The 22649-nt window shown below is 42.7% G+C and carries 22 protein-coding genes; 14 read left to right on the forward strand and 8 right to left on the reverse strand.

Annotated elements, in window-relative coordinates; translation table 11 throughout:
• Positions 1 to 12: 12 nt before the first annotated feature.
• The gene (gene ilvN, locus B0H50_RS00620) at positions 13 to 525 is read right to left on the reverse strand and encodes an acetolactate synthase small subunit (RefSeq protein WP_106197453.1); all 513 of its coding nucleotides are present in this window, start codon (positions 523 to 525) and stop codon (positions 13 to 15) included.
• A gap of 2 nt (positions 526 to 527) precedes the next feature.
• A complete protein-coding gene (ilvB, locus tag B0H50_RS00625; protein ID WP_106197505.1) occupies positions 528 to 2252 on the reverse strand; it encodes a biosynthetic-type acetolactate synthase large subunit in 1725 nt (574 codons plus the stop codon).
• Between the two features lie 408 nt (positions 2253 to 2660).
• Between ilvB and pflB the strand changes: the two genes are divergently transcribed.
• The 3 genes from pflB to B0H50_RS00640 all read left to right on the forward strand — a co-directional run bounded on the left by pflB (position 2661) and on the right by B0H50_RS00640 (position 6132).
• On the forward strand, positions 2661 to 4913 hold the full coding sequence (gene pflB / locus B0H50_RS00630; protein WP_106197452.1) for a formate C-acetyltransferase: 2253 nt from the start codon (positions 2661 to 2663) through the stop codon (positions 4911 to 4913).
• On the forward strand, positions 4913 to 5644 hold the full coding sequence (gene pflA / locus B0H50_RS00635) for a pyruvate formate-lyase-activating protein (RefSeq protein ID WP_109587074.1): 732 nt from the start codon (positions 4913 to 4915) through the stop codon (positions 5642 to 5644). The genes pflB and pflA overlap by 1 nt, the downstream gene beginning before the upstream one ends.
• 287 nt (positions 5645 to 5931) lie before the next feature.
• A complete protein-coding gene (locus tag B0H50_RS00640; RefSeq protein ID WP_109587075.1) occupies positions 5932 to 6132 on the forward strand; it encodes a hypothetical protein in 201 nt (66 codons plus the stop codon).
• Between the two features lie 63 nt (positions 6133 to 6195).
• On the opposite strand, the gene xseA is transcribed toward B0H50_RS00640, so the two are convergent.
• From xseA to B0H50_RS13240, 3 genes are read right to left on the reverse strand one after another with little or no spacing between them, the layout of a single operon-like run.
• Positions 6196 to 7485 (reverse strand): exodeoxyribonuclease VII large subunit, encoded by a 1290-nt coding sequence (gene xseA / locus B0H50_RS00645; RefSeq protein ID WP_106197449.1) that lies wholly within the window; start codon positions 7483 to 7485, stop codon positions 6196 to 6198.
• A 5-nt stretch (positions 7486 to 7490) separates the two neighbouring features.
• Complete coding sequence (locus tag B0H50_RS00650) at positions 7491 to 8156, reverse strand: MauE/DoxX family redox-associated membrane protein (RefSeq protein WP_106197448.1); 666 nt, start codon at positions 8154 to 8156, stop codon at positions 7491 to 7493.
• On the reverse strand, positions 8156 to 8326 hold the full coding sequence (locus tag B0H50_RS13240) for a hypothetical protein (protein WP_158256409.1): 171 nt from the start codon (positions 8324 to 8326) through the stop codon (positions 8156 to 8158). Before B0H50_RS13240 ends, B0H50_RS00650 begins: the two co-directional genes overlap by 1 nt.
• Positions 8327 to 8459: 133 nt before the next feature.
• On the opposite strand from B0H50_RS13240, the gene B0H50_RS00655 reads away from it, so the two are divergent.
• A complete protein-coding gene (locus B0H50_RS00655) occupies positions 8460 to 9692 on the forward strand; it encodes an HD-GYP domain-containing protein (protein ID WP_106197447.1) in 1233 nt (410 codons plus the stop codon).
• Positions 9693 to 9779: 87 nt separating this feature from the next.
• Here the strand turns inward: B0H50_RS00655 and gatA are convergent, their stop codons facing one another.
• A complete protein-coding gene (gene gatA / locus B0H50_RS00660) occupies positions 9780 to 11195 on the reverse strand; it encodes an Asp-tRNA(Asn)/Glu-tRNA(Gln) amidotransferase subunit GatA (protein WP_106197446.1) in 1416 nt (471 codons plus the stop codon).
• Positions 11195 to 11521, reverse strand: a complete 327-nt coding sequence (locus B0H50_RS00665) for a DUF4321 domain-containing protein (RefSeq protein ID WP_106197504.1) — start codon at positions 11519 to 11521, stop codon at positions 11195 to 11197. Before B0H50_RS00665 ends, gatA begins: the two co-directional genes overlap by 1 nt.
• Before the next feature lie 176 nt (positions 11522 to 11697).
• Here B0H50_RS00665 and thiC point away from each other — a divergent pair, with 176 nt between their 5' ends.
• The 5 genes from thiC (at position 11698) to B0H50_RS00690 (ending at position 17772) form a co-directional block, all read left to right on the forward strand.
• Positions 11698 to 13287 carry a phosphomethylpyrimidine synthase ThiC gene (thiC, locus tag B0H50_RS00670; RefSeq protein ID WP_106197445.1) on the forward strand — a complete coding sequence of 530 codons (1590 nt, stop codon included), beginning with the start codon at positions 11698 to 11700 and terminating at the stop codon, positions 13285 to 13287.
• A gap of 15 nt (positions 13288 to 13302) precedes the next feature.
• On the forward strand, positions 13303 to 13815 hold the full coding sequence (locus tag B0H50_RS00675; protein ID WP_106197444.1) for a hypothetical protein: 513 nt from the start codon (positions 13303 to 13305) through the stop codon (positions 13813 to 13815).
• Positions 13791 to 14537, forward strand: a complete 747-nt coding sequence (locus B0H50_RS00680) for a hydroxymethylpyrimidine/phosphomethylpyrimidine kinase (protein WP_233244446.1) — start codon at positions 13791 to 13793, stop codon at positions 14535 to 14537. Before B0H50_RS00675 ends, B0H50_RS00680 begins: the two co-directional genes overlap by 25 nt.
• A gap of 84 nt (positions 14538 to 14621) precedes the next feature.
• The gene (locus B0H50_RS00685; protein ID WP_106197442.1) at positions 14622 to 16067 is read left to right on the forward strand and encodes a T9SS type A sorting domain-containing protein; all 1446 of its coding nucleotides are present in this window, start codon (positions 14622 to 14624) and stop codon (positions 16065 to 16067) included.
• Positions 16068 to 16224: 157 nt separating this feature from the next.
• Positions 16225 to 17772 carry a sialate O-acetylesterase gene (locus tag B0H50_RS00690; protein ID WP_109587077.1) on the forward strand — a complete coding sequence of 516 codons (1548 nt, stop codon included), beginning with the start codon at positions 16225 to 16227 and terminating at the stop codon, positions 17770 to 17772.
• Positions 17773 to 17839: 67 nt separating this feature from the next.
• On the opposite strand, the gene B0H50_RS00695 is transcribed toward B0H50_RS00690, so the two are convergent.
• Positions 17840 to 18712, reverse strand: coding sequence for a flavodoxin family protein (locus tag B0H50_RS00695; protein WP_109587078.1), 873 nt, complete (start codon positions 18710 to 18712; stop codon positions 17840 to 17842).
• Positions 18713 to 18857: 145 nt separating this feature from the next.
• On the opposite strand from B0H50_RS00695, the gene B0H50_RS00700 reads away from it, so the two are divergent.
• The 5 genes from B0H50_RS00700 (at position 18858) to B0H50_RS00720 (ending at position 22459) form a co-directional block, all read left to right on the forward strand.
• A complete protein-coding gene (locus B0H50_RS00700) occupies positions 18858 to 19091 on the forward strand; it encodes a hypothetical protein (protein ID WP_106197439.1) in 234 nt (77 codons plus the stop codon).
• Complete coding sequence (locus tag B0H50_RS00705) at positions 19084 to 19506, forward strand: putative toxin-antitoxin system toxin component, PIN family (protein WP_106197438.1); 423 nt, start codon at positions 19084 to 19086, stop codon at positions 19504 to 19506. The genes B0H50_RS00700 and B0H50_RS00705 overlap by 8 nt, the downstream gene beginning before the upstream one ends.
• A gap of 59 nt (positions 19507 to 19565) precedes the next feature.
• Positions 19566 to 20111, forward strand: a complete 546-nt coding sequence (locus tag B0H50_RS00710) for a site-specific integrase (protein ID WP_106197437.1) — start codon at positions 19566 to 19568, stop codon at positions 20109 to 20111.
• 247 nt (positions 20112 to 20358) lie between these two features.
• Positions 20359 to 21759 (forward strand): HsdM family class I SAM-dependent methyltransferase, encoded by a 1401-nt coding sequence (locus B0H50_RS00715; protein WP_106197436.1) that lies wholly within the window; start codon positions 20359 to 20361, stop codon positions 21757 to 21759.
• Entirely contained in the window at positions 21752 to 22459 is a 708-nt protein-coding gene (locus B0H50_RS00720) for a hypothetical protein (RefSeq protein WP_106197435.1), read from the forward strand. The genes B0H50_RS00715 and B0H50_RS00720 overlap by 8 nt, the downstream gene beginning before the upstream one ends.
• Positions 22460 to 22649 lie beyond the last annotated feature (190 nt).

Here is a 22649-nt window from a genome sequence, read left to right on the forward strand (position 1 = left end):
CGGGGAAGAGTTTTAGGTAATGTCTTCGCCTTGCAGCATAATGACTTTACCCGTGCGGATGTATTCCAACACTTCGAAGTTATCGAGGAGACGTTTCATCGCATCGATTTTGTCCGAGTTTCCGGTGACTTGAATAATCATCGAAGTTTCGGTCATATCGACGGTCGTCGCCTTGAAATGATCGCAGTATTGCAGAATTTCGGTCCGCTGTTCCGCTTGGCATTTTAGCTTGATCAACGCGAGTTCTTTTTCCACGGTCTTGGAGCCGGTATGATCCTTCGCCTGAATCACATCGACGAGCTTTTCGAGCTGCTTAATGATTTGGACGAGAATTTCGGGATTACCGTGAGCCACAATGTTCATGCGGCTGAAGTCGGGATTTAATGTCGGCGAAACGACGAGAGAATCCAAGTTGTATCCGCGACGCGAGAAGACGAGCGCAATGCGCACGAGGACGCCGGGGCGGTTTGCCACGAGAAGGCTCAAGCAATGAGCGGTTTCTTTCTTTTCAGTAGCTGCTGTCATGATTAGGTGCTCCCTGTCGGCTTTTCGAGCTGACCTTTGGGTTGTTCCGTTAACATTGCGGTAAGCGGTGCGCCTGCCGGAATCATCGGGAACACATTATCTTCTTCTTCGCATTCGCAGTGGATGAGCACGGGGCCATCTTTATATTCGAGTGCTTTTTGAATGACGCGTTCTGCATCGGCGGAGCGTTTAATGCGGAATCCTTTAATTCCGTAAGCTTCGGCGAGTTTCACAAAGTCGGGATTGCCTTCCATGCTCACAGCAGAATAACGTTTGCCGTAGAACATATCTTGCCATTGACGCACCATACCGAGGTATTTGTTGTCCATGACGAAAATTTTAATCGGCAATTTGTGAATCGCAGCAGTCGCAAGTTCAAATTCGGTCATTTGGAAACCGCCGTCGCCAGCAAAGCAGCAAACCGGCCAGCTTAAATCCGAACCGATGCCGATTGCTGCACCGATTGCCGACGGGAAGCCAAAGCCCATCGTGCCTGCGCCGCCGCTCGTAATGAACTGACGCGGATAATCGGCTTTGTAGAATTGAGCGACCCACATTTGATGTTGTCCCACGTCGGTCGTAATAATCGCTTTACCCTTGGTGAGTTCGTAAACGGTCGAGATGATATGTTGCATCCGGAGACCGCCCTGCTTCGGGTAAGTCAGCGCATAACGCTTCTTATAAGTCTGCACCGTCTTCACCCATTCATCGGTATCCAAACGCGAAACGAGCGGGAGAAGTTGTTCCAAAATTAACTTGGCGTCGCCGCAGAGGAATGCATCGGGCTGAAGAATTTTTCCTTCTTCGGCAGGGTCGATGTCGACATGAATAATCGTTGCGCCTTTGCAGAATTCGTCGAGCTTTCCGGTAATGCGGTCATCGAAACGCGATCCGATGCTCATGATGAGATCGCATTCGAGAAGTGCTTTGTTCGCATAAGCGGTGCCGTGCATCCCGAGCATGCCGAGAGAAAGCGGATGCGTTTCGGGGAAAGCGCCGAGGCCCAAAAGGGTTTCGACAACGGGCACATTTAATTTTTCGGCGAGTTCTTTCACCTGGCGAGACGCATTCGAAATGATTGCGCCGTGACCCACGAGAAGAAGCGGCTTCGTCGATTTCTTGAGAAGAGCGGCAGCCTTTTCTACCGAAGCGGTATCAGCGTAAGTCGGGATTTTATAACCCGGCAAATTGACTTCGTCGGTAAATTGTGCAGAGCAATTTCCGGCGGTCACATCTTTCGGCAAATCGATGAGCACAGGACCCGGGCGACCCGAACGTGCGATGTGGAAAGCTTCTTTCATTACGTGCGGTAAATCGTTCGGATCTTTCACGAGGAAGGAATGCTTCACCGCAGCAAATGTCATGCCGCTTGTATCGCATTCTTGGAACGCGTCTTTACCGAGGTTTGGCGTAGTGGTCTGCGCAGCGAGAACGACGAGGGGCGAAGAATCCATCAAAGCGGTGTAAATTCCGGTGAACGTATTGGTTGCACCCGGACCGCTCGTTACGAGGACGACGCCGACTTTTCCTGTGGCGCGCGCATAGCCGTCGGCCATATGAGTTGCGCCTTGTTCGTGGCGAGAAAGCACCATCTTGATATTCGAATCAAGGAGGGCATCGAAAAGAGGAATCGCGGATCCGCCTGGATAACCAAAGATTGTGTCCACGCCTTCGCGCTTCAAACAATCCATAATTACCTGAGCACCGCTTAATGCATGATTTGTCATAGGGTATCTCGGTGAATTAAATCCTAAAAGTTGCGGAAAATATAGAATATAATCGGGAAAAAGAGAAGATTTTATCTGGAAAAGTGAAGATTTTTCGAAAACCTTGGATGAAAATTTTTGAAATTGATTCAAAAACGGATAAAATTGAGAGAAAAAATGAAAATTTTGAAAAATGAAAGTGAAAAAATGAATGTTTTAGAATGAATTTTTGAAATGTTAAAATTTAGAAAAGGAAAAATGACGATAAAATGAAATGTTTTTTTCGAAAATTGACGCCGTTCAAGTGGATAAATCAAAATTTTTAATGAATTCTTCTGGTTTTAAAAGCGGGAAGGAATCTGCGGGGCTTCGTTTGAAGGAAAATGAAAATTTCTAAATTGCGCTTTAGTAACAACAAAAGGAGAACTTATGATTCAGAACGAAGCATGGAACGGCTTTGAAGGACGCATTTGGAAAGAGGAAATCAACGTCCGAGATTTTATTCAGAAAAATTACAAGCCTTATGACGGCGATGAAGAATTTTTGGCGGGGGCGACCTCGGCAACGGAAAAACTTTGGAGTGAACTTCAAAAATTGCAGAAAGAAGAACGCAGAAAAGGCGGCGTTCTCGATATGGATACAGAAATTGTTTCGTCGATTACATCGCACGCGCCCGGTTACATTTGCGAATCTTTAAAAGATTTGGAAAAAATCGTCGGCCTTCAAACCGATAAACCTTTAAAGCGCGCCTTTATGCCGTTTGGCGGAAGCCGCATGGCCGAAGAAGCTTGCACCACTTACGGTTACACGCCATCGCCGAAGCTCCACGAAATTTTTACGAAGTATCATAAAACGCATAACGATGGCGTCTTTGACGTTTACACTCCCGAGATGAAACTCGCGCGTCACAGCCACATTGTCACCGGACTTCCGGATACATATGGCCGCGGACGCATCGTCGGTGATTACCGTCGCGTTGCCCTTTACGGCGTCGATTTTTTAATCGCGAAAAAGCAAGAAGACAAAGAAAATTGCGGCGATGGCACGATGACGGATGACATTATCCGTTTGCGCGAAGAAATTTCGATGCAGATTAAAGCGCTCAAAGAATTGAAAATCATGGCAGCGTCTTACGGCTTTGATATTTCGGGTCCTGCGAAAAATGCGAAAGAAGCGGTGCAGTGGCTTTACTTCGGTTATCTCGGCGCAATTAAAACGCAGAATGGCGCTGCGATGAGCGTCGGACGCGTTTCGACTTTCCTCGATATTTATGTGAATCGCGATTTGGAAAAAGGCATTTTAACAGAATCCGAAGCGCAAGAACTCATCGACCATTTGGTGATGAAATTCCGCATGGTCAAATTTGCCCGCATTCCTTCTTACAATGCGCTCTTCTCGGGCGATCCGGTGTGGGCGACTCTCGAAGTCGGCGGCACAGGAATCGATGGCCGTCACATGGTGACAAAAAACGACTTCCGCTTTTTGCACACTCTCGAAAATATGGGACCGTCTCCGGAACCGAATTTGACGGTTCTTTACACGAGTCGTCTTCCGGAAAATTTCAAAAAGTATGCGGCAAAAATTTCGGTCAAAACCAGCTCGGTGCAATACGAAAATGACGATGTGATGAAACCGGTCTGGGGCGATGATTATTCGATTTGCTGCTGCGTTTCGGCAACGCAAACCGGAAAAGAAATGCAATTCTTCGGAGCCCGCGCGAATTTGGCGAAGGCTCTCCTCTATGCGATTAACGGCGGCGTCGATGAAAAAACGGGTGAACAAGTCGGCCCTGCGATGAAGCCGATTACCGCGGAATATCTCGATTACGATGACGTGATGAAAAAGTATGACGCGATGCTCGAATGGCTTGCAAAACTTTATGTGAATACGCTGAATGCGATTCAGTACATGCACGATAAATATTATTACGAAGCCGCAGAAATGGCGTTAATCGATACCGATGTCCGGAGAACTTTTGCAACGGGAATCGCAGGATTTTCGCATGTCATCGATTCACTTTCGGCGATTAAATATGCAAAGGTCAAAACGATTCGTAACGATGCGGGAATTGTCATCGATTACAAAACCGAAGGCGACTTCCCCAAATACGGAAATGACGATGACCGCGCGGACAATATCGGCGTAGAACTTCTCCGCAATTTCATCACGAAAATTAAAAAGCATCACACCTATCGTAATTCCGAACCGACGACTTCGATTCTTACAATTACATCGAATGTGGTTTACGGCAAAGCGACGGGCGCTATGCCCGACGGACGCAAAGCGGGTGAACCGCTTTCTCCGGGCGCAAATCCGAGTTACGGCGCCGAACAAAATGGACTTCTCGCATCCCTCAATTCTGTCGCCAAAGTGCCATATCATTTAGCGCTCGATGGAATCAGCAACACGCAGACAATCAACCCCGAAGCGCTCGGTCACAGCGAAAGCGAACGCGTGAACAATCTCGTGCAAGTTTTGGACGGTTACTTTGAACAAGGCTCGCATCACTTGAACGTAAACGTCTTCGGCAGGGAAAAACTTATTGATGCGATGGAACATCCCGAAAAAGAAGAATATCAAAACTTCACCATTCGCGTCTCGGGTTATGCGGTGAAATTCATCGACTTAACAAAAGAACAGCAGATGGATGTCATCTCGAGAACGTGTCACGCGAGCATGTAATGACGATGGGACGCATTCATAAACTGGAATCTTTCGGGCTTGTGGATGGTCCCGGTGTGCGGTTTGTCGTGTTTTTGCAGGGCTGCCGCATGCGTTGTCGTTATTGCCATAATCCAGAAACATGGAAAATTTCGGGCGGCGAAGAAATTTCGCCCGAAGCTCTTTTTTCCAAAGTTTACCGCTACAAATCTTACTGGAAAAACAACGGCGGCGTTACCGTAAGCGGTGGCGAACCGTTGCTCCAGTTGGATTTTTTAACCGAATTTTTTGAAATTTGCCGCGCTCATGCGGTGCATACCGCACTTGATACGAGTGGAAATCCGTTTCAATCTTTGCCGGAATATTTAGAGAAACTTGACCGCCTTTTGCGAGTCACAAATCTCGTCCTTTTGGATTTAAAACAATTCGATGCCAAAGCGCATCAAAATCTCACCGGATTTTCTAACGAAAATATTTTGCAATTTGCGAAGTATCTTTCGGAAAAAGAAATCCCGCTTTGGATTCGCCGCGTTCTAGTTCCCGGCTTAACCGATCTCCCCGAAGATTTACAGAAAACCGGAGAATTTATTCGCACTCTCAAAACCGTCGAACGCATAGAAGTCCTTCCGTATCACGCCTTCGCCCTCCCGAAATACGAAGAATTAGGCATTTCGTATTCGTTAAAAGATGCAAAAGCCCCGACGGAAGAAGAAGTGAAAAATGCGGAAGAAAAATTAGGAATGAAAAGTTAGGAGGGAGAAATGTTGATGCGGTGCTCCGCCTGCGGCGAGTGAGGAATTGATGATAATGCACAATTAACAATGCATAATTAACAATTGAGAATTAGGCGCGCCTTTGGCGCGCGGGGGAAAGCGCGAAGTTCTAATGCGGTAAATTTTTGATGTTTTCGCGCGAAGCGCCTAACTCTCTAATTATGCATTGTTAATTATCAATTATGAATTGAATCCAAGCGGGCTTTCCCTTTTCTCATGCAGCGCTGCGGCAAGGCATTTTACTCACCAAATACGTCCATGCACTTTTGAATGATGTCATTTTACTCACCAAATGGGGCATTGCACTTTTGAATGGTGCCGTTTTACTCACCAAATGTGTCATTGCACTTTTGAAAGATGCCATTTTGCCCGCCAAATGTGTCATTGCACTTTTGAAAGATGCCATTTTACCCGCAAAATGCGTCCTTGCAATTCTGCGATTAAATGCCCTAACCACTAATCCCTGATCACTGACCACTGATCACTGGCCACTAATCCCTACTCCCTTCTTTCGCGGGAATGTCAAATAATCATTTCACCGTGCAATTTACGTTCCCATCTGCAAAGTGTATCGTGAATTCGTCGCCGGATTGAACGTCTGTAGCTTTCTTGATGAGTCCGTTTTTGGCGGTGGCGTAGGTGTAGCCGCGGGCGAGAATGCGCTTGGGATCGTTTGCTTTTACTTTGGCTTCGACGATTTCGAAATTGGCCTTTTGGAGAGCGATGATTTTTTGCGAACCGAAACGCAGACCATCTAAATTGCGATTCCACTTTTCGCGTTCGCGGGAAAATATCCGTTCGGGAACGCGCGCAATGTTGTGGGCGAGCGCAAACAATTTCTGCTTTTCGCTTGCGATGCGCTTTTCAAAGAAGACCGATAAATTGGTTTCGGTGCGGAAAAGTTTCGATTTCGAGGTTGAAAGTTTTTGCTGCGTCGCATTTGCGATTTGTAAAATTTTTTCGCGGAGATGACGTGCGGAATCTTCGACGCGAGCGATTAAAAATTTCGCACAATCCGTCGGCGTAATGCAACTGCGGAAGGCGACTTTATCGACTAAACTTTCATCGATTTGGTGACCGATTCCCGTTAAAATCGGAACGGGAGAAATCGCAATCGCGCGGCAGAGCGCTTCGCTATCAAAGTAATTCAAATCGGTTTTGGAACCGCCGCCGCGGACGATACAAATCACATCCAAATCGGGAATTTGCCGCAATTTGCCGAGGGCTTCTAAAACCGTTCTTTCGGTTTCGTTGCCTTGCATTTTGGCGTAAGCGGGAATCACTTCGAACGCAAAACCCGAATGCGCAAGAGTCGTCGTAAAATCTTTTAAAGCTGCGGTCGTTTCGCCGGTGATGAGTCCGACTTTGAGCGGAATCGCTGCGAACGGTTGCATTTTATTCCGCGTTAAAAGTCCTTCTTTTTCAAGTCTTTCTAAAATCGCTTGCCGCGTTAATGCGAGTTCGCCGAGGGTAAAATTCGGATCGATATTTGTCACGTGGCATTGAAATTTTCCGCTGCCAATGTAAAAGTCTGCTTCAATTAAAAAGTTGACTTTTAATTGTTCCTTGATGGTAAAAGGAATCGGAAGTTCTGCGATGCGGGCTTGCATTTGCGCAAATTCGCCGGCGAATAGATAGAGGTCAATTTTTGCAATCGGCTTCACATCGCCTTCGGCAAATTCGGCGATGCTCAAATAAACCATGCGCCCGCGTTCTGTGATTTGCGTAATCACTCCGTTCACCCAAACCGGTGGGATTTGAGTGGTGAGGAGTTTTTTGACTGCAGTGAGGTATTTGCTAACGGGAAAAGTTTTTTCCATTTTTTTTACCTGCGCCAAATGCCGATTAAGCTTCGGTTCGGGCGGAGGGTGAGCCAGAATGTAGGCCCGATAAGAATCAAGTCGCGGATGAGAGCTGTCCACGCTTCGCTTTTACTCTGCGCACCTTCGAGTTCAAAGCATCCGCAAGTAATGCCCAAATCCAAAGCGAGCGCCCAAATGAGAGCGATAATAAACGAAACAAACATCCAAAAAATCGCAAGCGCTGATTCTTTGACAAAGGGAGTAAAAATCATCGCTAAGCCAAACCAGAATTCAAATTGCGGATAAACTAAACTGAAAAAGTTGTTGATGAAATCGGGCAAGAATTGATATTGCGCAACGAGAGTCGCAAATTGTTTGGGGTCTTGAATTTTGAAAATGCTTGCGAAGATGAACATCCCGCCGATGCCAATGCGGAAAAGAGTTTCGAGTCCTTGAATTGTAAAATCGCGGTCTTTTTTGTAAGCGGGGATGACGAGCAAAATGCCGAGGGCAAGTGCCGAAAGCCCGACGTGAATATTATACTTCCAAATTTTCGGAAATTTTTCGATGAGCGATTCGTAATCGGTAAAGGTGAGAAATGATTCGGGGAAGGCTACTTCGGCAACGGAAACCGCGACGAGGAAAGTCGCTATCAAGAGAAGAATCGCAGATAAAATATGTTTCTTCATTAGAATCCCTCAGGCTTTTCCATGACTTTTTGCGTGCCGATCCATTCGACCGATTTATCATCGCTCACGCGGAGATTGTTGAGAAGTGCAAGCAAAATGCAGGCGGCGGCAAAGATAAAGAGGAATTTCCAGTGGAAACTTTTAATGTAGCGTAAGATTTTTTCTTTCATGGTGATAAATTATAAAAAACGCTCTGAAGAAAAGAAGAACAAATGAAATTATTATCGACTATGAAATTGCTGAGTTGAAAAATTTGACTTTGAAAATAATTTATATTAAAAATTCAGTGAGAGTTTTGGTCTTATGCAAGAAAAAATAATGGATGAAAAAGTGGATTATTCGCGTTGGAATCGAATTATCACGCGGACGCAGCAAATCATAATTGCCTTTATATTTGTTGTCGAAGCAGCGAATAATGCGATGCTCTATTGGACGCGTTCTCAAGGTTATGCGCCCGATACAATTGTGGATAAATTGTTTCGCTATTTTATTTCGACGACGCTTTTTAATGTCGGCGTTTTTTTGGCGGGGCAGTGGATTATCCGCAAAACAGAAAATCGGATGGTGCAAAAAATTATTCTCATTTTAGTCGTCGAATTGATTTGTACGAATGTCGCTTTTTCGCATTATCAATTTTCCATTGTCTTTGCGATGTTTTTAATTCCGATTGTTCTAAGCATCCTCTACGAAGATTTGAAATTATTGGGAGTCGCGATGGTCGCAAGTATTTTGGGGTTAGCGTTTTCGTCAACGGCGCGGGGGTTGGATCCGTTTTACTCGCGCGATATTGGGCCCGAAGTCGCGATTGGATTTGCCATTATTCTCGCCACATTTTTGGCTTCGCGTTTTGTGTTAATCACTTTGAAAAATCACGGAAAGAAAATTAGCGAAGCGCTTGTGCAAAAAGAAAAAGAGAAACGCAAAGAAGAATTAGAAGCGGTGACAATTCGTTTAATCGATTCGCTTGCGCAGACGATTGAAGCCAAAGATTCTTATACCGATGGACATTCTTTTCGCGTGTCGGTTTATTCGGCAAAACTTGCGACGGCTTTGAAATTTAGCGCAGAAGATATTGAAACGCTTCGCTGCGATGCACTTCTCCACGACATTGGAAAAATCAGCGTTCCGGATGCTGTCTTAAATAAACCGGGAAAATTGACGAACTCCGAATTTGAAATGATTAAAGCGCATTCTCAAGTCGGCTCGAATATTTTGAAAGATTTATTTATTTTGCCTTATGCTTCCGAAGTCGCGGGCGCGCATCACGAACGCTTTGACGGTAAAGGTTACCCGAAAGGATTAAAGGGAAAAGAAATTCCGCCGTTTGCGCGGATCGTCGCCATCGCGGACGCTTACGATGCGATGAGTTCGAACCGCATTTATCGCCGCGCGTTAAGTCATGAAGAAATTCTCCGAGAATTGGTAAATGGACGCGGCACGCAATTTGACCCCGAATATTTAGACGCCTTTTTGGAATTATTCGATTCGGGAAAATTAGAAGATTTCACTTTAGAATCTCCCGAAAAATCAGCGTAAAAAATTTTGAAAATTGATTTTTGAAATTGATTTTTTAACGAAAAAAATCTCCGCCGGCGGCGGAGATTTTTGTGTTTGCGAAAAGTTTTAGTGAAGCTTTTCAGCGGCTGCAGCAATCGAAAGCAAATCGGTTTCTGCGTAAGGTTTGCCAATCCATTGAATATTCACCGGAAGCCCTTCGGATTTTCCGCACGGAACGGAAATGCCCGGAAGACCGGCGAGGTTCAAGCTCACCGTGTAAATATCCGAAAGATACATCGCCATCGGATCGCTTTCGTTGACGCCGCGCTTTAACGGAAGACCCGGCATTACCGGAGAAGCAATCACATCGCACGATTCAAATGCTTTGGTGAAATCGTTCGAAATCAAACGGCGTACTTTTTGTGCTTGCACATAATATGCGTCAAAGAATCCCGAGCTCAAAACGTAAGAACCGAGCATAATGCGACGTTGCACTTCTTTTCCGAAGGCTTCGCTGCGCGACATTGCGTAAAGATCGTAGAGATTCTTCGCTTCTTTGCTGCGGTAAGTGTAACGGACACCGTCAAAGCGAGAAAGGTTGCTCGACGCTTCGGCGGTAGCGATAATGTAATAGCTCGCGACCGCATAACGAATATTCGGCATCGAAATTTCTTGGAGAGTTGCGCCTTCGGCTTCGGCTTTCTTGAGGACGTTTTCAATCGCCGCTTTGCAGCCTGCGTCAAGTCCTTCGGCGAAGTATTCTTTCGGAACGCCGATGACTTTGCCTTTTAAGCTTTCGCCGATTTTACTGCCGAAGTCTTCGGTTTTGCGCTGACTCGTTGTGTTATCGTGTAAATCTTGTCCGCAAATTGCCGAGAGCACGATTGCAGCATCCTGAACATTCGAAGCGAGAGGTCCGATTTGATCCAAGCTCGATGCGTATGCGATTAAGCCGTAACGCGAAACGCGACCATAAGTCGGCTTGAGACCGACGATGCCGGTGCAAGCTGCGGGTTGACGAATCGATCCACCGGTATCGCTACCGAGTGCGACAGGAACTGTTCCCGTTGCGACTGCAACTGCAGAACCGCCCGAAGAACCGCCCGGCACGCGGGATTTGTCCACCGGATTTTCGACAGCGCCAAAGTACGAAGATTCGCTCGAAGAGCCCATCGCAAATTCGTCCATATTGGTTTTGCCAACGATCACAGCACCTTGTGCTTCAATTTTTCCGACAGCGGTTGCGGTGTAAGGCGAAACGAATTTTTCGAGAATTTTCGAAGCGGCAGTTGTGCGGGTGCCTTCGAGGCAAAGGTTGTCTTTAATGGCAATAGGAATGCCGTCCAAAGCGCCGAGAGTTTTGCCTTCTTTCCGACGGGCATCGCTCGCTTTTGCTTTTTCGAGCGCACGGTCGGCGAGGACAGAAATGTAGGCGTTCAATTCTTTTGTTTGCTCAATCGAAGCGAGGGATTCTTCGGTAAGCTTTACCGCAGTCGTTTCACCGTTTTCGAGTGCGGATTTCAATTCTTGGATGGATTTCATTAGCGTTCTCCGGACCATTTCATAATGTAAAGACCTGCAGCGAGGCCGACAAGACTCATTACGTTCAATTTGAGCGCAAGGCCAAAGGAAATTTTAATCATATACAAATCGAGCACAAACGGTTGCATCTCGCTACCGGAACCTGTATTCAAAGCCCAGAACGGTTTTACAAAGAAATTGTGCACGATATTGTTGTAACCGCCCGCATTCATCAATTCGCCGAGTTTTCCAAAGAGAAAGCCGAAGCATTCGCCGAGGACACCACCGATGATGAGTCCGAGGACAACAAAAAGAATAAGTCTTCCAAAGCTATTGTTGCGCGACATAATCAGTCCAATTTTTTTTGGGGAAAAATAGAAAAAACATTCTGAATTTTGAAATTTTAAGGGAAGAATTCTCGCGTAGAGATTTCTTAGGCAAAGTTCTGCGTTTTCGTCCAAGAAAAAATGCGCCGTTTCGGTGAGAAATGCTAACTTTACAGCCCAGTTAAAAAGGAATTTTTATGGCGTTTTTCAATCCGTTTCCGCAGTCCCGTCGCATTTATGTGCCCGGTAAAATTTATCCCGATTTAAAAGTTTCCATGCGCGAAATTACATTGGACGATCCGAAATGTCCTGTTTTACCCGTTTACGATACGAGCGGACCTTACGGCGATCCCGAAAAAACGATTGATGTCAATCGCGGACTTGAAAAATTGCGCGCTCCGTGGATTCGCGAACGCTTAGAAAAAGACGGTCGCCACAAAACGCAGATGGAATACGCCAAAGAAGGCGTCATCACGCGGGAAATGGAATACGTCGCCATCCGCGAAAATCAAAAAATGGACGAACTCTTCGGCGGTAAAGGCGATGAAATTACGCCGGAATTTGTGCGGAGTGAAATTGCTGCGGGCCGAGCGATTATCCCGAGTAATGTGAATCACCCCGAATGCGAACCGATGATTATCGGACGTAATTTTTTGACGAAAATCAATTCGAATATCGGCAATTCCGCGGTCGCATCTTCTATCGAAAAAGAAGTGGAAAAAATGGTGTGGTCCGTGCATTGGGGTGCCGATACCGTGATGGATTTGTCGACGGGTAAAGACATTCACGAAACCCGCGAATGGATTCTGCGGAATAGTCCTGTGCCAATCGGAACGGTTCCGATGTATCAAGCTCTCGAAAAAGTAAATGGCATCGCCGACGATTTAACGTGGGAAGTTTTCCGCGATACTTTAATCGAACAAGCGGAACAAGGCGTGGATTATTTTACGATTCACGCTGGGCTTTTGCTTCGATTCGTGCCGCTTGCGCTCAAACGCACAACGGGAATTGTAAGCCGCGGTGGATCGATTATCGCACGCTGGTGCATGGTGCACAACGAAGAAAGTTTCCTTTACACGCATTTCGAAGAAATCTGCGACATCTTGGCAAAGTACGATGTCTGCGTTTCTCTCGGCGACGGACTGCGCCCGGGTTCAACGGCGGACGCGAACGATGAAGCGCAATTTGCAGAACTCGACACTCTTGGCGAACTCACAGAAATCGCTTGGAAAAAAGGCGTGCAAGTTATCATCGAAGGTCCGGGACACGTGCCGATGCACCGCATCCGCGAAAACATGGAACGTCAAGAAGAAAAATGCCACAATGCGCCGTTCTACACTCTCGGACCACTCACGACAGATATTGCGCCGGGCTACGATCACATTACATCGGCAATCGGTGCAGCGATGATCGGTTGGTATGGTACTGCGATGCTTTGCTACGTCACCCCGAAAGAACATTTAGGACTTCCGGACCGCGACGATGTGCGCGAAGGCGTTGTGACTTATAAATTAGCGGCTCACGCAGCGGATTTGGCAAAGGGACATTTTGCAGCGCATTTCCGCGATGATGCGCTTTCTCGCGCCCGCTTTGATTTCCGTTGGAACGATCAATTTGCACTTTCACTTGATCCCGATCGTGCGATGGATTATCACGACGAAACTCTCCCCGGAAACGGTGCGAAGTCTTCGCATTTCTGCTCGATGTGCGGTCCGAAATTCTGCTCGATGCGCATTTCCCGCGACATTCAAGAATATGTGAAAACCGGAAAACTTTCGCATCAATAATAAAGGAATCTGCGGATGTTTGCACTTTTTACAAGCGAAGAAAATTTTGTCGATGAAATCGATTTAATCGAAAAAATTTCGGACGCAGGATTAGACTTCCTTTATGTGCAAAAGCCGCGGATGCACGATTTAGAACTCGAACGTTTTCTGCTCGCTTTGCCCGAACGGATTCGGCAAAAAACATTTCTTTGCGGTTCGCCCAATGCAGCGCAAGAATTTGGGCTTCTCGGATTTCATCAAACTTTTGATTGGATGAAACAAAATGAAGCGGCGGTGCTGCGGACGAATTTGCAAGTGAGCGTCTTTCTCGAAAAGGCGAGCGATTTGCAGAAACTTTCGATTCCGCTGCGAAAAAAAATTTCGCAGATTTTACTTCCCGGAAACGAAAACGCAGAAAATTTAAATGGCGCATTTTTCTGTTGCGATGCGACGGAAAAGCCCGCGGGAATTGAAAACGCTGCATTCATTTCGGGAATTTGGGAATTTGCCGATTCCGTTGCCGCATGGAAAAGGTTCTCGACAAAATGAATTATGCGATGACGATTGCTGGCTTTGACGGCAGCGCGGGCGCAGGCATTTTAACCGACATCAAAACGATGCAATTTTTTGATGTTTACGGAACGGCAGTTTGCACAGCGCTCACGGTGCAAAATGAATATTCCTTTGCGCGAGCGGGATTTCTTCCTTGGAAACAAATCGAAGAACAGCTCGAAAAATTAGCGGAAGTTCGTCGCTATTCTTATTTTAAAATCGGACTCATTGAAAACGCCGAAATGCTTTGGCACATCATCACATGGATTCGCAAGCATAATCCGAACGCTTTCATTTTGTGGGATCCGATTATGGGTTCAAGCACCGGCATTCGTTTTTTCGTGGACCGTGATGTCGAAGAATTTTTTCCCATCTTTTCCAAAATCAATCTTTTAACACCGAATCGTTTGGAATATGAATTTTTAAAACTGAAAAATTGCGAACTTAAAAAAACGGCAATTCTTTTAAAAGGCGGTCACGCAGACGGCGACGAATCCGAAGATATTTTATACGAAAACGGCAAAGAATATCGCTATTCGTCTAAGCGTTTACCAGGAGTCGATAAGCACGGCTCCGGCTGCACTCTTTCCGCAGCGATTCTCGCAAATGTCGCCTTGGGAAAATCGCTTCCCGAAGCTTGTGCCGAAGCAAAAAAATATATCGCCAAATGGTTCATCGGCGGCGAAAATAAAATCGGATTTGTTCCGCGTCTTGGATAAATTGTCCACGAAGAATTTTTAATTCCCCAAAAATTCAGCAAAAAGAAAATTATTTCTAAGAAAACTCTTTTTGTTGAGGTTGGTATGAATCTTTTTCGTTTGGCTTTTCCCGCCATTTTCTCGGCTGCGTTTGCGTCGAATGCATTTTCGTTTACATTAGAAGGCGATGTAAAAAATAAAGAAGGCGCAAAAATCGCCGAAGCCTCTGTGGAACTTTTGCAAAAAGGATTGCAGACAAAAACGGATGTGAGCGGACATTTTAAACTTTCCGATGAAAAAGAAACCGCGTTAATTTCGCAGAAAATTTCGGCAAATCAATGGCAAGTGCAAAACCGCATGCTTTTTGTCGAAGCGCCATTTTCGAACTCTTTGCAAATTCGCATTTTTGATTTGAATGGCATTGAACTTTTATCGCAGCGTGGAACTGGCGCGATGACGGTGGATTTGCAAAAGTTAACGCCGCAAGCGATGTATGTCGCTAAAATTTCAAATGGCAATTCTCATGAAATTTTCCGTTTTTCGCCCGCGGTCAATTCCCATGGAAAATCCAAAAGTGTGGAAAATTCTTCGGGGAAAATTTTCAAAAAAGAAGCGGTCTTCGGTGACACTCTTCGCATTATCGCAGAAAATTTTGACACATTGCAAATTCCTCTCGCCAATTTAGATACGACTCTCGAATTGACTCTTTCTGAAAAAGCGCCCGCCGAAGAAAAATTTGCATTTGGTTGGGCAAAGAAAAATGCACCCGTGCCGACTCGCGGCTGCGGCAAATCGTGGAACCGCGTCAAATCGGGCAGTTACGATTTTTATTGGAGTCAAGGAAAGCGTACCATTCGAATTGACATTCCCGAAAATTACGACAATCAAAAACCGTATCGTTTAGTTTTTGGAATGCATTGCATGGGCGGTTGGGCAGGCGGCGTCCGCGATGAAGGTTATTACGGATTAAAGCCTCTCGATTCCGAGATGACGACGATTTTTGTCGCCCCCGAAGGAAACGGAAATCAAGCTCCGTGGGCGCAGCCGGATTACACTCTCTTCGATGAACTTTTAGCGGACTTAGAAAGCAATCTTTGCATCGATTCGTCGCGTGTCTTTATCGCAGGATTCAGTTACGGTTCCATGTTTACCAATGGACTTTCTCGCAATCATCAAGATGTTGTCCGCGCTGTCGCCGTTTATGAAACTGCCGACGTTAACATTTGGCTTCCGGAACATTCGGGAAAGCCTATCGCTTGGATGGGAGTTCTCGGTTTACAAGATGATTTGTGCAAGCCGGAAATGGGACGCTCCGCGCGAAATACGGCGCTTAAATATGCAAGCGCTGCGGGCAAAGATGCGACCAAAGAACAAGCCGAAGAATATCCGGGCTACGGCAATCATATCTGCTACAATTACAAAGATGTGGACGTTCGTTTCCCGGTGCGTTGGTGCACGCAAAATGGCGGTCACATTTGGAATCACAAAGATCCGGGCGCGCAGACAACATGGGTTCCCGTAGCAACTTGGGATTTCTTTACGCAGTTTTAATTCTTTACAACACTTTCTTTTCGAAAAATTGTTGAGCAAAAGAAAAGGAGTGTAATTTCTGAAGAAGCGCTTTTGCGGTGAAATTTATTTGCCGAAAATTTCGGCAGATTTCATGCAGCGAAAGCGTGAAATCATTTTTAAGGGATGAGATTTGAATATGAAAATTTTGAAGAAATCGTGCGCGATGGCAGTTAGCCTCTGCGGAATTTATCTTTCGTTAGCATCTTCAGTTTGGGCGGCTCCCGATCCGAATTTTCACATTTACATTGCGTACGGTCAAAGCAATATGGCAGGCGCTGGCGACATTCGAAAAGGCGTCGATGATGTGGAACATCCGCGCTATAAAATGTTTGCAACGACAGCGTGCGCACAGTTGAATCGTCCAACGGTCGGTGAAATTTATTCGGCGATTCCTCCGATGTTTCATTGTGGCGAAGGCTTGTCGATTGCGGATTGGTTTGGCCGCTACATGGCGGATAGTTTGCCCGATGTCACCGTGGGCGTGATTCCTGTCGCAGTTGGCGGCACAAAAATTGAACTTTTCGACAAAGACAAATACGCCAATTATTTATCAGGCGAACAATCTTGGCTTGTCAATTGGGCAAAAGATTATGGCGCCGATGGAAACGCTTACGCGCGCATTGTTGAAATTGGAAAAAAAGCGCAAGAAGTCGGCGTTATTAAAGGCGTGATTTTTCACCAAGGCGAATCGGGCGCGATGAACGGAAACGATTGGAAAACCGAAGTGAAAAAAACGCGCGACGATATTTTTAAAGCGCTCAATTTGAGTGCCGATACGGTGCCGTTTCTAGCGGGCGAAATGGAAGATTCCGATGCGGGCGGCTGCTGTTATACTTTTGCATTAAATCAAGTTGGCGCTCTCCCAAATATCATGGAAAATACTTATGTGGTCAAATCGACCGGCTTAAAAGGCAACGGAAAAGATTCATATCATTTTAGCAGCGAATCGTATCAAGAATTTGGGCGTCGCTATGCCGAAAAAATGTTGCAAGTGATGAACAAGGCGCCGGTGGAACCTGTTCCGCAAGAACCATTCAAAGGCGTTGCCACAAAAGCTCCGGGGAAATTAGAAGTCGAAGATTTCGATAAACCGGGAATTGGAAAAGGAAACGATTCGTATTACGATAAAGATTCCGAAAATCAAGGAAAGTCCACTTACCGCGAAGGCGGCGTCGATTTATATGACGAAGGCACAGGCGTTGTTCTTGGCATGACGCAAAAAGAGGAATGGCTTGAATACACGATGGATTTTGAAGCGGGCGATTACACAATCGATATTAGCGTTGCATCGGGTGCAGAAAATTCCAGCTTTCAATTACTTCTCGACGAGAAAAATTTAGGCGACGAAGTGAAAGTCAAACAAACCGCCGATAACAAGTGGGATGTTTACGAAACGGTCAGCGTGGATGCCGGAAATATTTCTGCGGGCAAACACATTTTCAAACTTTTAATCACGGGCGATTATGTGAATATTGACTTCTTTGAATTTAAGTTAAAGTCATCGGCGGGGGATACGACGACAAGCATTCGCCAAAGTTTAAAACAAAAAAAATTTGATGAATCGAACACTAAATATTTTGATTTACACGGAAATGAAATTCCAAAATCCAAAGCGCAAAAATTAGGAATTTACGTTGTAAAAATTCCGGGCGTAAAAGCTTACTTGAAAAAAATGAAGAATTAGAAAAATTGAATTTTTCTCAGTTCAAAATTTTCAATTCTAAATAAAAAACACGGCAAAGCCGTGTTTTTTAATTTTTCATCATTTCAATAAATTGCGGCTCGCCTTGATTCGGAAGCGGGGCGAAAATTTTAACGCTTACCAAAGTTTCGGGAGCGCCAAAAGCTTGCATCGTGCATTTGAATAAATAATTGGTGCCCGCAACAACTTGCGAAGAAACGGCAAGTGGTTTTAAATTTAAGTAAGCGTAATCTTTTGTTGCAGCGATAAATGCTGCGGAATCATCTTGCGTTAACGCGCGTTCTTCGGAATAAGCGCCGACTAAAATTTCTTCTTTTGCGCCAGCTCTGACTTTATCAATAAAATTTTTGATTTCGTCTGCGACATTGACCGCAGAATTATTTGCCCGCTTATGGGAAATGCCGAATGCAATTAAAACATTTGCATTCGTTTCAATTTCTTGAATTTCATGGGCGCTGGCTAAGCGTCCGCCGCTTCCGTAAGTGCAAAACGGAACAATTGCTTTTCCACTCAAATTATTGGAATCTAAGAATGTATAAATCGGCGGCGCAAATGTTCCAAACATAATCGGATAGCCGATGTACAAAGTATCAAAAGATGTCAAATTCAATTTTGCATTTTGTAAAGTCGGATGCGTTTTCGATTCGCGTTCGCGTTTAACGGCTGCAATCGTGCTATCGTAAGTCGAAGGGTAAGGCGTTACCATTTTCAGTTCAAAAATTTTTGCACTTAATTGCTTTGAAAATTCTTCGGCGACTTTTTTCGTCGTGCCTGTTTGCGAATAATAAATTACCGCATTTTTTGAAGTCTCATTTTGCGAAATTTCTGCAGGTGAATTTTTTGCAGCATTTTCTTTTGCATTTTGTTCGTTGCATGCACAAAGTAAAATTGCAGAAAGAGCAAATCCTAAAAAACGTTTCATAAAAACCTCGAAAAGTTTTTGGAATGATAGAAAAAATTTGGGGTGGGGAATTTCTTATTGACTTAAAATAGAATCTAAGATTAATTATTTTGAAAATGAATTTTTGAACTTTGTTTTTATCTATATTCATAGAAAGAGGTATAAAATGCAAAATGAATTGACTTTAGAGAAAATTACTCCTGCACAAATGCTTGTGCTAAAATCTTTTGCAGGAACAAATAGTGAAGAAGAACTTCACGACTTGATGAAGGTCTTAAAAAAATTTTATGCAGAACGTCTTGAAAAAGAACTTGAAAAAATGTGGAATGAGAAAACGCTTGACCAAAAGTGTTTGGATAAATTAAACGACCAACATTTAAGAACTCCATATCATGGCTAAGCAGTTGAAAATCGTAATTGATACAAATGTTTTAATTCAAATGCTAGGCCGATTTAGCAAGTATCATTTTTTGTGGAAAAAATTTATTGCAGGTGAATATATTCTTTGTATTTCAAATGAAATTTTGCATGAATATGAAGAAATTTTAAATCAACATACCTCCCCAATTGTTTTGAATTTTTTCATGAAAATTATTGAGTTCTCAGATAACATCATTCAAAAAGATCCTTTTTTCAAAATGAATTTGATAAAAAAAGATCCAGACGATAATAAATTTGTGGATGGCGCTTTTGCATCTCAAGCAGATTTTATCGTTACGAATGATAATCATTTTGCAGAACTTAAACAAATTGATTTTCCGAAAATAGAAATTAAAACAATCGATGAATTTGCAGAATTACTCGCTTCTAAATAAACTTTGAAATTGCGCGATTTTTCTAACTTCTAGTTCCTCACTATCAGCGGTGAGGTTTTATGAATTTTGTGGATCCGATTAAGTCCAAAGAAAATGTTTCAAAAATTGAAAATTATTTAAAAGAAAAAAGCAAACGCAATCGTTTGATTTTTGCGATGGGCGTTAATGTGGGGCTTCGCATTAGCGATATTTTAGCGCTCAATATTTGCGATGTTTATCAAAAAAATTTTCTTGAAATTCGCGAAAAAAAGACGAGCAAATTTAAACGGATTTTTCTGAATGAAAAATTGCGGAAACTCATTCGAGAATTTTTGAAAAATAAACCGAATTCTAACAAGCCTTTATTTGTGGGCAAAAAAGGCAAACGCTTAAATCGTTCGCAAGTGTATCGCTTTTTGAATGAAGCGTGCGATGCATTAAACATTTACGGAAATTTTGGCACGCACACTCTCCGAAAAACTTTTGGTTATCATCACTATAAAAAATTCAAAAATATTGTGCTGCTGCAAAAAATTTTCAATCATTCCAGTCCTGCAATTTCGCTTTTATACATCGGAATTGATCAAGAAGAAATCGATAATTCGTATAAAAATTTTGTGCTGTAAAAATTTTTAAGGTGAAAATTGGGGCATCTGTGATGCATCATTTTCAAATTGTGGTGCACAAACTCTTGTAATACAATTATAAAACTTTTTCATCAAAAAAACAACTGAAAAAATCAAAAATGATGCTTTGGGGAAGCCTTTCTGCAAAAGGATGAAGCGCCGTATGCACCACAATTTGATTGTGGTGCATGGGGATTCTTGGAAAGGGATGAAGCGGAATGCAAAATGAACTTTTTAGGAAAATCTAATGAATAAAGTAAAGAAACAAGGTCAAGTTTATACACCATTGTCTATTGTAAAACTAATGCTTGATAGTGTTGGTTATGAAGGTTGTAAAATTTTAAAGAAACATATAATTGATAATAGTTGCGGTGATGGAGCTTTTTTGACTGAGAGTGTATTCAGGTATTGTAATGAATATTTTCAATCAAAGAATTCTGATTTAAAGAAATTAAAAAAAGATTTGGAGTCTTATATCCATGGAATAGAAATTGATGAGATTGAATATAAAAAGTGTTTGGAAAACTTGAATGCCGTTGGTTTAAAATTTGGATTATCAAATGTAAAATGGAACGTGTTAAATAGAAGCGCATTAGAGGTTAATGTATTTAATCATCAAATGGATTATGTTGTCGGAAATCCTCCTTATGTGAGGGTTCACAATCTTGAACAAATGTATGAGTCTGTAAAAAAGTTTCAGTTCGCACAAGAGGGAATGACAGACCTTTATATTGTATTTTTTGAGATTTGTTTTGAACTGATGAATGATAGTGGGGTGATGTGCGTGATTACACCAAGTTCTTGGCTAAATAGCTTAGCAGGGACTAAATTAAGGCATTATATTCTTGAAAATAAAAATTTAAAGAAGCTTATAGATTTAGAGCATTATCAAGCATTTAATGCAACTACATATACAATCATATCACAGTTTAATAAAAAAGAAAATGATTCAATTTTTTATTACACCTATGATGGAAAATTACATAAGAAAGAAAATTTGTCTTATGCAAATTTTGTAATTGATGGAAAATTTTATTTGGCTTCAAAAAAAGATTTAGACTTATTGCATAAAATAAGAAATTCAAATTTACCATGCCGTGTTCAAGTTAAAAATGGATTTGCCACTCTAGCTGATAAAATTTTTATTGGAAATTTTGAATTTGAAGATTGTGTAATTGATGTGATTAAAGCCTCATCTGGAAAATGGACTAAGTGCGTCTATCCTTATAATGCTAAAGGAAAACCTTTTTCGGAGTTAGAATTTCAAAAATTTAAAAAGGCGTATTCATATTTATTATTGCATAAAGAGAACATTTCTTCTCACGGAGATGGAAGTGCTTGGTTTTTATTTGGGCGTTCTCAAGGAGTTCTTGATGTGAAGAAAAATAAAATCGCCATAAATAGTCTTATTAAAGATATTGATACAATTAAATTGAATGAAGTTCCTGCGGGAAAAGGCGTGTATAGCGGCTTATATATTTTAACAGAATTTTCTTTTGAAAAAATAAAGTCAATTTTACAAACAGAAGACTTTGTTGAATACATCTCTCTTTTAAAAAATTATAAATCAGGAGGATATTATACATATTCATCCAAAGATCTTGAAATGTATTTGAATTATAAACTAAGTGGGGAAAAGTATGAATAATCAAGAATTCTTAGATATCGTTGCTCAATCTTTTGTGGTGTTTTTGGAAACAGGGTCTCGCAGCAATCAGAAATTAAAAATATTGCATGGAGCTATTTCAAATGATTTTCAAAAAAGACTGGGTGTTTTATATAAAATAAAATCTCTTGGAATTGGGGATGGAAAAGAACAATTATTGAAAGGAAGATATTTTGATAAAAAAGTAGATATTACCATTTATAAAAAAGATTTGCCGATTGCTGGAATTGGTGTTAAATTTGTGATGCAAAATTATTGCCAAAATGCAAATAATTATTTTGAAAATATGCTTGGAGAAACGGCGAATATTAGGGCGAATAAGATACCGTATTTTCAAATCATTATCATCCCAGAAGAACTTCCTTATTTTAAAAAGGGTGGAGAATTTTCGAAATGGGAAAATGTTAATTCTCATCATATAGAAAAATATCTGCATTTATCGTCCGACAATATTGAATCTTTTTTTCATACTCCAACAAAAACACTTTTATATTTGGTGGATTTTCCTAAAATGAAAAATAATCCGCATAATAGTAAGGAATACAATAATTTCTATTTGAATGAAAAAGATTTAAATGTAAAAGAGGCTACAATTCAATATAGTCCGTTTGAATCAACTGTCATATATAATGATTATGAGCAATTTGTAGAAAAGGTAACCTATTATATTTTATCCATTTAGGAAGATATTCCCCTCTACACCACCCCAACTTTCACCGGATTCCCGTGCGCAGACCATGCGATTTGCGAAACGCTTTTAAGTTCAGTTTTTTGGCTCCTTTAACGGTGATCAAATAAAAATGTTCTTTTCAAACTCGATTTTTTCCCCTTCTAAAAAATGATAAATTTCTTGTTTTGTCATAGGGATTTTG

Source organism: Hallerella porci (genome assembly GCF_003148885.1).
Classification (GTDB): domain Bacteria; phylum Fibrobacterota; class Fibrobacteria; order Fibrobacterales; family Fibrobacteraceae; genus Hallerella; species Hallerella porci.